We start from the raw sequence: 7,753 nt of genomic DNA on the forward strand, positions 1-7,753 counted from the left end.
CTCAACAAGAATTCCCGAAAAGCAACATCCTTTTGGTTTGAAACACAATAGCAGGCCCGCGGATTGGGCTTGTTGGAGAAGTTGTTTCAGGGGAAGTTCGCCGGATTCCCTGGCTTGGCTGCTCAAATCGTATTTTTTAAGAAGGACTGAACCATGAATATCTCCAGTTTTGATGATTTATTGCAGGCTGCACGACAACAGTCCGAACCGCAACGCTTGCTGTTTGTATTTGCCGGCGCAGATTTGCCGGAGGACAGCACCCCGGCTCAGCGCGAGCAATTTCTGGCAGGCCAGGGTGGCGCGCTGGTGCCCCTCATGTATGTGGACAAGACACCCGAGGAACTGCACACTTTCGCCGATCTGGTGCAGGAGTCGCATCAGTTCGGGAAAGAGTGGAGCATCGTGTTTGCAGCAGCCCTTTCCGGCAGCGGCGGGCTCGCGCCGACCAGTCAGGCCGCTGAAAAGCCGCTGGAGCGCATGGTGGAAGCCATCAAGGCAGGCACCCTGGGAACCTTTATTCCATTTGACCGGCAGGGCCAGCCGGTGATGCTTGGCTAGAGGCGCCTGTTCACCGACCGTCGCGTTTCGCGGCGTTCGCGGCGAGACCCGAGCCCCGCCGGTGGCGACATCCATGGGCCCGACTTCGTTGACTTCGGACAAGAGGGTAGATTGCCTAGCCGGGCCGGCCGTCAAGACGGGGTCGCCCAAACCATCGACCATAGCGAATGGCCCAGCCTGCAGTCGCAGCCGTCCAGGCCGAAATTGACAGCAGGGTGAGCGGCGTGCTGGCGGCGGGCCAAATGGCTGCAACGACACGCAGCAGCACAGCCATTTGCAGTATCCAGTACAGGGTCCAGGCCGGGTTGTCGGCCGCGACGGGGCGGCCACCGTGCCCACTGCTCAAGCGCGTGGTCATCGCGAACATGGTCGCGCCCAGGTAGCCCATAGTCATGGCATGAAGCGGTGCCAGTCCCAGAGACAGTTCTCCATTGGTAAGCGCCATCAGTGCATGAGACACGGCATGCAGCGCGAAGGAGATTGCGAGCCATGCGAAGCCACCATGAAGCATGGCGATCAGCCGGATTTTCAGACTCTGCACCAGACCCCAGCGCAGCGCCAGCCAGAGCAGCAAGAAGGCATAGGGGAGTTCGAGGGCCACCTGACACCAGCGCAGGGTGATGGATACAGGCCACCACCACAAATCTGCAGCACTCAGTACGGCTTTCATCCAGAACATGCACACCATGAGCCATAGCAGCCACATCGGGCGCCATGCATCGAGAAACTGAACGGCGCTGGCGCCGAAGAATGGAATCATGCGGTGCGAAACAATGGCAAACACTGGCGCTATGAAGCCCCACAGGCCGACCTGCGTGGCTGTACGAAGTAGCAACTCCGAGTCGACAGCCAGCGACACCGCCGTCATCCATAACGCGATGACGCCGACGCCGGATGCGAGCGTCACGGCGCGGGCGTGAACACGGTCAGGCTCATGGCTTCGCCGCAGCATGGCCAGGAACTTCAGGGCCAGGCCGGTCCAACCGGCAGCCACCAGTGACATCCCGGCGCATGCCACCGTGACATGGGTATGAAACCCGATCAGGACGACGACCCAGCCACCCAGCATCAGCGTCAGGCCCGGCAACAGACTGCGCGCGTTGACCTCCGGCAAGCCCAACCACCTGGGCCCTGCGGTAAAGAGAAAGCCCACAAAAAACAGGGGCATGAATCCCATGGTCATGAGCAGCGCATGGGCCGCTGAAACAGGTACTGCCCAGAAGAGGGCCATGTTGAGAGACCGAGCCGCCAATATGAATCCCCACCACAGCGAGCTTGCCACCAGCATGAGCGAAGCCATGAAGAAAGCAAGACGGTGGGGTGCTGCCAGGAGCCAGATCGGCCTCCACGGCAATGCCATGACGTCTATCTTCGCGGCGCGCGAGGTGTCACTTGTTGACGCTGGCGTGATGGGGTTGGACTTCATCACCTTGCCTGCAACTGTCAGTCAGTGTGAACTGTCAGTGCGAACCATAGCTGGCGAGGCGTTGCACGTCAAGAATACGGATCTCGCGCTTGTCAATTTCAATCAGATTTTCCGCTTCCAGCTCGTGCAACACGCGAGAGAAGTACTCCGGGGTCAGCGATAGCCGCGAGGCAATGGTCGCCTTGCTGACAGGCAGAGACACCGTGATGACGCCACTTTTCAAGGTGTCTTCATCCTGGAGGTCGCGCAGCAAATAGCCAATCAGTCTTTGCATCCCACTGTGCAATGCATAGCCCTCGACGTCTCGCACCAAGCCGTGTAGCCGGCGTGAAATGCCGGCGAGCATGTGCATCGAGAAGCGCGGGTCGCGCTCGATCTCGCCGAATACGGCTTGCTTGGTAACGCGCAGAAGCAAGGTCTCGGCAAGTGCCTGGGCGTTCAGGATGCAGGGCATGCTGAGAAACATCATGGCTTCTGCAAAGCTCTGACCAGGGCCGACCAGTTCAATGACCTTCTCCTGGCCGGTCGGCGAAGCGACGTACAGTTTCACCTGCCCGACGACGACGACGTAAAAGGCGTCGCATTCTTCCCCAACCCGAAACACCATGTCGCCCCGGGCGAGTCGCCGAAGCTGGCAACTCAGGGCCAGCCGTTCGCGCTCCTGTTGGGACAGGTCGCTGAACAGTGGCAACACTGACAGATACCGCGGCGTATCGAATTGTTCGACGTCCATTCTTGAGACCTGTTCCAAGTCAGCGACCTTAGTCAGTCAGGCATAGCGGATATCGCCTTGTCTGATTGGGGTTGCTTGGCGTAGCTGTCATCTATTTCGTTGAACACCGGGCTGGCAATCGAATCTTCGAACGCCTGGTAAGGCCCCGTACCGCTGTGAGAGGCCGTGGACGCCGGAACAAACTCACCGCTTTTAACGTCAAAGACGTGTACTTCGCCATCTTCAATCACATAGTGCCAGCCGTGCAGAAAAAGTCTCCCTGCTTCGACCTGTTCGCGCACCATCGGGTAGCCCATCAGCCGCTCCAGCTGAAGTACGACGGCTCGCTGCTCCGTGCGGCGAAGGGCTTCCGGTGTCACCTGCACCGGCAGGGCCGCTTCCCGACCCAGTTCCAGCCAGGCCGCGAGGTTTTTGGCCTGCGGAGCTACTTCTTCATAGAGCGCACGGATACCGCCGCAATGGCTGTGACCACACACCACGATGCGGGAAACCTTGAGGTTCAAAACCCCAAACTCAATGGCCGCAGAAGTGCCGTGGTAGCCGGCCGATCCGTCATAGGGCGGAACAAACGCACCCACGTTGCGCACAATGAACAGTTCTCCTGGGCCGGTGCCTGTGAGGAGGTAGGGGACCAGGCGTGAGTCAGAGCAGCCAATAAACAGGATGGTCGGATGTTGACCATCCTTGACCAGATTCTGAAATTGTTCCTGGGCCCCCGGGAACGTGTGGTCGTGGAAGCGCCGAAGTCGGTCTAGCAGTTCATCAGGCACGGGAAACCCATTCTTGATTCATCCGCTACTGAACCAGAGGTGTGTCAGCCGCCTCCAGATCCACCCCCACCACGTCCGCCTCGCCTGCCAAAAGGCTCAAATACTGGCGCAAGGCCGTCACGTAGGTCTTTTGCCGCAGCGCCATGGCCACGGCGCCGCGGACTGCGTCAAACGGCTGTTCAACGCCTGGCACCCGCTCCAGCACTTCAACCACATGCAGGCCGAAACGGCTGTGCACCAGCCTCGGCAGAACGCCGACCTCTGCGTGCCCAAAGAGTTCTTTGGCAAATTCAGGGGCGCAGTCCGCCGCAGTCAGCCATCCCAAGCTGCCGCCTTCGGCCCCGCTGGGGCAGTTCGACAGGGTGCTGGCTGCCTTGGTGAAAGTGTCTTCCACGTTGCTCCCATCATGGCAGCGTACATCCAGCAGGGTGGTTTCGGCACGGTTGCGCAGGGCCACCACATCCACGCCCTGGGTGACTGCAAACAGGATGTGGCGCACATTGACGCGCTCACCTGTGCTGTAGGTGGCCACATTCGCTGCATGGTGGCGTCGGCACGCCTCTTCCGAGGGCTCGGGAATCACCAGGGCTTGCTCCAGCAGTGCTTCAATGGCACTGGACGCCTCTTCGCTCAGAACGCCATCGGTTGACGGCACATCACTGTCCGCGAGCAAGCCGCTGTTCTTCGCGGCCTGCCGCAGCAATTCTGAGTAGGCCCTCTGACGCAGGTCATCGGCGCTCAGAACGTCAGCGGCCGCATTCAGTGCGACACCGTTGATGCTGGCAATACTTGATTGGACGGGGGTGTTGATTTCCATGGCCAATTCCTTAAACGCCAGCGTCGGGACGACGCGGCTGATTGTGTCCGGCGGGCACATTCAGGCGGCGAGCCCGAACCACCTGATGCGGGCGGACCAGATAGGTCACGGCGGCGAAGCCGCTCCAGACGTGGACGAGACGGGTGAAGGGGAAGATCAGGAAGATGCTCATCCCCAGGAACATATGCATCTTGAAGATCCAGCCCGCTTCAGCCAGCAACTCGGGTGCGCCTGCACGGAAGGTCACGATCCGCTGCGCCCACTCGGCCAGTCTCATCATCATGCTGCCGTCCAGATGCTGCGCCGACATGGGAATGGTCGCCAAGCCGAGCGCCAGTTGCAGCCAAAGCAGCACCAGCAGCACGATATCACTGGTCTTGGAGTTGATGCGAATGCGCGGCTCGGACAAACGACGATGCAAGAGTACGGTCACGCCGATAAGGCCCAGCACGCCAGCGATACCGCCGGAAACCATCGCCACGACCTGTTTGGTGCCCGCACTGATGAAGGCCTCATACAAGAAATGCGGCGTCAGCATGCCAAAGAAGTGGCCAAAGAACAGGAACAGCACGCCGATGTGAAACAGGTTGCTGCCAACCCGCAATTGACCGGCCTTGAGCAACTGCGATGAGTCGCTCTTCCACGTGTACTGGTCCCGGTCAAACCGGATCAGGCTGCCAAGCAGAAAGACAGTGAGGCAGATGTAGGGATACAGTCCAAACAGGAAATTGTCGAGTGCGTTCATAGTGATGCTCCTTGTTGCGCAGCGGCCTTCGCGCCAGCGCGGATCGCTTCATTTTTTACAAAGTGAATGGGCTGGGCTTCACCGGGTTTGGCCTGTCCCTTGGTGGAGCAGCCATCAAAAACAACGGGTTCTTCCCAGGCGACGTCGAGTGGCTCGTCCGGCACGACTTTGACGGCATGGGCCGTCTCGCCGGCGATTTCCAGCAGCGCGCCGATGACACTGGCATACGGGCTTTCGGACTTTGCCAACGCGCTGAAGATGGCATTGAAAATGTGCGCCATTTCGCCCAGGAAAGCACGGGCTTCCTTGGGTGGCTGGGTTGACACAAATTCAAGCACCACGGGCAGGTAGTCCGGCATTTCGTCCGGACCCAGAAAAAGCCCTGCTTTTTCGTAGGTCTGAGCCAGATCGATCATGGCCGGTCCGCGCTCGCGCGAGTCGCCATGCACATGCTCAAACAGGTGCAATGACGTTGCACGGCCCCGGTCGAAGATTTGAACGTACTCGGCCTCATTCTCGAGCGCATCGCCGCTCTCCAGGGTGGCCATGAGCGCGTCCAGTTCTGCCAGGCGAGCAGCAGGTACTGTGTTGTCCGCGTGCAGGGCCTGGCGCATGTCGGGCAACTGGCCCCGCAGTTCCGCGTCAGGGTAGGACAGCAAGCGCGCAAGCACTCGCAGGCTGATGGATGCATTGGGGAGTTTGGACATTAGTGCCATGATTTAGACCCCCGCCTTGATAGGAATGGTTCGGCGTTTGCTGCCGCCAAACAGGCTGGCTTCGCTGGTCCCGTCAGAGCAGCCGCTGCCAAACGAGAAGCCACAACCGCCGCGCATGTCAAAGGTGTTCTCGGCGTATTCGCGGTGCGTGCTGGGAATCACGAACCGGTCTTCGTAGTTGGCAATGGCCATCACGTGGTACATCTCTTCCACATCCGCCTGGGTCATTTGAACCTGATCTAGGGCAGCGGTGTTGATGCGGCCATCCACATGTTTTTCGCGCTGGTAGGCGCGCATTGCCAGCATGCGTTCCAGCGCACGCTCCACGGGTTGGGTGTCGCCAGCTGTCAGCAGATTGGCCAGGTACTTGACCGGGATACGCAGTTGCTTGACGTCCGGGATTTCACCGTTGACACCGATGTGGCCGGCATTGGCCGCGGCGCTGATCGGGGAGAGCGGTGGCACATACCAGACCATGGGCAGCGTGCGGTACTCGGGGTGCAGGGGCAGGGCGACTTTCCAGTCCACTGCCATCTTGTACACCGGGCTCTTGCGGGCCGCTTCCATCCATTTGTCCGGAATGCCGTCGATGCGCGCCTGTTCGATCACCTTGGGATCGTTGGGGTCGAGGAAAATGTCGAGTTGCGCCTGGTACAGGTCCCGATCATGTTCAACGCTGGCCGCTTCCTGGATGCGGTCGGCGTCATAGAGCACCACACCGAGGTAGCGGATGCGGCCGACGCAGGTTTCGCTGCACACCGTGGGCTGGCCGGCTTCAATGCGCGGGTAGCAGAAAGTGCATTTTTCGGCCTTGCCGCTTTTCCAGTTGTAGTAGATTTTTTTGTATGGGCAGCCCGACACGCACATGCGCCAGCCCCGGCACTTGTCCTGGTCGATCAGCACGATGCCGTCTTCCTCGCGCTTGTAGATCGAGCCCGACGGGCAGGACGCCACGCAGGTCGGGTTCAGGCAGTGCTCGCACAGGCGCGGCAAATACATCATGAAGGTGTTTTCAAACTGGCCGACCATGTCCTTCTGGACCTGGTCAAAGTTGGCCAGGTTGGCGTCCTTGCTGCGCTTGGAAAACTCGCCGCCCAGAATTTCCTCCCAGTTCGGGCCCCATTCAATTTTCTCCATGCGCTTGCCGGTGATCAGGCTGCGCGGACGCGCCGTCGGCGTGGCCTTCATCTCGGGCGCTGACTGCAAATGGTCATAGTCGAAGGTGAAGGGCTCGTAGTAGTCGTCAATTTCCGGCATGTTCGGGTTGGCGAACAGGCGCATCAAGAGCTTCCACTTGCCGCCCTGGCGCGGCTCGATGGAGCCGTCGGCCAGGCGACGCCAGCCGCCGTTCCACTTGTCCTGGTTTTCCCACTCCTTGGGGTAGCCGATGCCGGGCTTGGTTTCCACATTGTTGAACCAGGCGTATTCCATGCCCGGGCGGCTGGTCCAGACGTTCTTGCAGGTGACCGAGCAGGTGTGGCAGCCAATGCACTTGTCCAGATTGAGCACCATGCCGATTTGCGCGCGTATCTTCATGCTGCTTCTCCCATTTGTTGCACCAGTTGGGCGCGGTCGTCATCGCGCGGCGTATCTAACCAGTCGACCTTGTCCATCTTGCGCACCACGACAAATTCGTCGCGGTTGGTGCCAATGGTTCCGTAGTAGTTAAAGCCGTAGCTCAACTGCGCGTAGCCGCCAATCATGTGCGTGGGTTTCAGCACAATCCGGGTCACCGAGTTGTGAATGCCGCCGCGCTGGCCGGTGATTTCAGAACCCGGCGTGTTGACGATCTTTTCCTGCGCGTGGTACATCATCACCATGCCGGGCTTGACGCGCTGGCTCACCACCGCGCGCGCCGAAATCGCACCGTTGACGTTGTAGGCCTCGATCCAGTCGTTGTCCTCCACGCCGATCAGCTTGGCGTCGTCTTCGCTGAGCCAGATGATCGGGCCGCCCCGGCTCAGGGTGAGCATCAACAGGTTGTCGGT

The 7,753-nt window shown here is 60.0% G+C and carries 9 protein-coding genes; 1 reads left to right on the forward strand and 8 read right to left on the reverse strand.

Annotated elements, in window-relative coordinates:
- Positions 1-153: 153 nt before the first annotated feature.
- Entirely contained in the window at positions 154-558 is a 405-nt protein-coding gene (locus Q7T10_RS01520) for a ribonucleotide reductase subunit alpha (protein ID WP_304745145.1), read from the forward strand.
- A 115-nt stretch (positions 559-673) separates the two neighbouring features.
- Here the strand turns inward: Q7T10_RS01520 and Q7T10_RS01525 are convergent, their stop codons facing one another.
- The 8 genes from Q7T10_RS01525 to Q7T10_RS01560 all read right to left on the reverse strand — a co-directional run.
- Positions 674-1,984: an NnrS family protein gene (locus Q7T10_RS01525; RefSeq protein ID WP_304745147.1), complete on the reverse strand. Its 1,311-nt coding sequence runs from the start codon at positions 1,982-1,984 to the stop codon at positions 674-676.
- Between the two features lie 34 nt (positions 1,985-2,018).
- Complete coding sequence (locus Q7T10_RS01530; RefSeq protein WP_304745149.1) at positions 2,019-2,717, reverse strand: Crp/Fnr family transcriptional regulator; 699 nt, start codon at positions 2,715-2,717, stop codon at positions 2,019-2,021.
- 32 nt (positions 2,718-2,749) lie between these two features.
- Complete coding sequence (locus tag Q7T10_RS01535) at positions 2,750-3,487, reverse strand: carbonic anhydrase (protein WP_304745151.1); 738 nt, start codon at positions 3,485-3,487, stop codon at positions 2,750-2,752.
- A 25-nt stretch (positions 3,488-3,512) separates the two neighbouring features.
- Positions 3,513-4,304 (reverse strand): peptidylprolyl isomerase, encoded by a 792-nt coding sequence (locus tag Q7T10_RS01540; RefSeq protein WP_304745153.1) that lies wholly within the window; start codon positions 4,302-4,304, stop codon positions 3,513-3,515.
- A 10-nt stretch (positions 4,305-4,314) separates the two neighbouring features.
- Positions 4,315-5,049 carry a respiratory nitrate reductase subunit gamma gene (gene narI, locus Q7T10_RS01545; RefSeq protein ID WP_304745155.1) on the reverse strand — a complete coding sequence of 245 codons (735 nt, stop codon included), beginning with the start codon at positions 5,047-5,049 and terminating at the stop codon, positions 4,315-4,317.
- On the reverse strand, positions 5,046-5,765 hold the full coding sequence (narJ, locus tag Q7T10_RS01550) for a nitrate reductase molybdenum cofactor assembly chaperone (RefSeq protein WP_304745157.1): 720 nt from the start codon (positions 5,763-5,765) through the stop codon (positions 5,046-5,048). The genes narI and narJ overlap by 4 nt, the downstream gene beginning before the upstream one ends.
- A 3-nt stretch (positions 5,766-5,768) precedes the next feature.
- On the reverse strand, positions 5,769-7,301 hold the full coding sequence (gene narH, locus Q7T10_RS01555) for a nitrate reductase subunit beta (protein ID WP_304745159.1): 1,533 nt from the start codon (positions 7,299-7,301) through the stop codon (positions 5,769-5,771).
- Positions 7,298-7,753 (reverse strand): molybdopterin dinucleotide binding domain-containing protein (locus tag Q7T10_RS01560; protein ID WP_304745162.1); only part of this gene is annotated, 456 nt, incomplete at its 5' end. The genes narH and Q7T10_RS01560, both read right to left, overlap by 4 nt.

The organism is Rhodoferax sp., assembly GCF_030646845.1.
Taxonomy (GTDB): Bacteria; Pseudomonadota; Gammaproteobacteria; order Burkholderiales; family Burkholderiaceae_C; genus Rhodoferax.

Excerpts from the sequence above, each read along its gene's own strand:
- Q7T10_RS01520 (WP_304745145.1), top strand. The coding sequence starts at position 154 with ATGAATATCTCCAGTTTTGATGATTTATTGCAGGCTGCACGACAACAG.
- Q7T10_RS01525 (WP_304745147.1), bottom strand. The coding sequence starts at position 1,984 with ATGAAGTCCAACCCCATCACGCCAGCGTCAACAAGTGACACCTCGCGC.
- Q7T10_RS01530 (WP_304745149.1), bottom strand. The coding sequence starts at position 2,717 with ATGGACGTCGAACAATTCGATACGCCGCGGTATCTGTCAGTGTTGCCA.
- Q7T10_RS01540 (WP_304745153.1), bottom strand. The coding sequence starts at position 4,304 with ATGGAAATCAACACCCCCGTCCAATCAAGTATTGCCAGCATCAACGGT.
- narI (WP_304745155.1), bottom strand. The coding sequence starts at position 5,049 with ATGAACGCACTCGACAATTTCCTGTTTGGACTGTATCCCTACATCTGC.
- narJ (WP_304745157.1), bottom strand. The coding sequence starts at position 5,765 with ATGGCACTAATGTCCAAACTCCCCAATGCATCCATCAGCCTGCGAGTG.
- narH (WP_304745159.1), bottom strand. The coding sequence starts at position 7,301 with ATGAAGATACGCGCGCAAATCGGCATGGTGCTCAATCTGGACAAGTGC.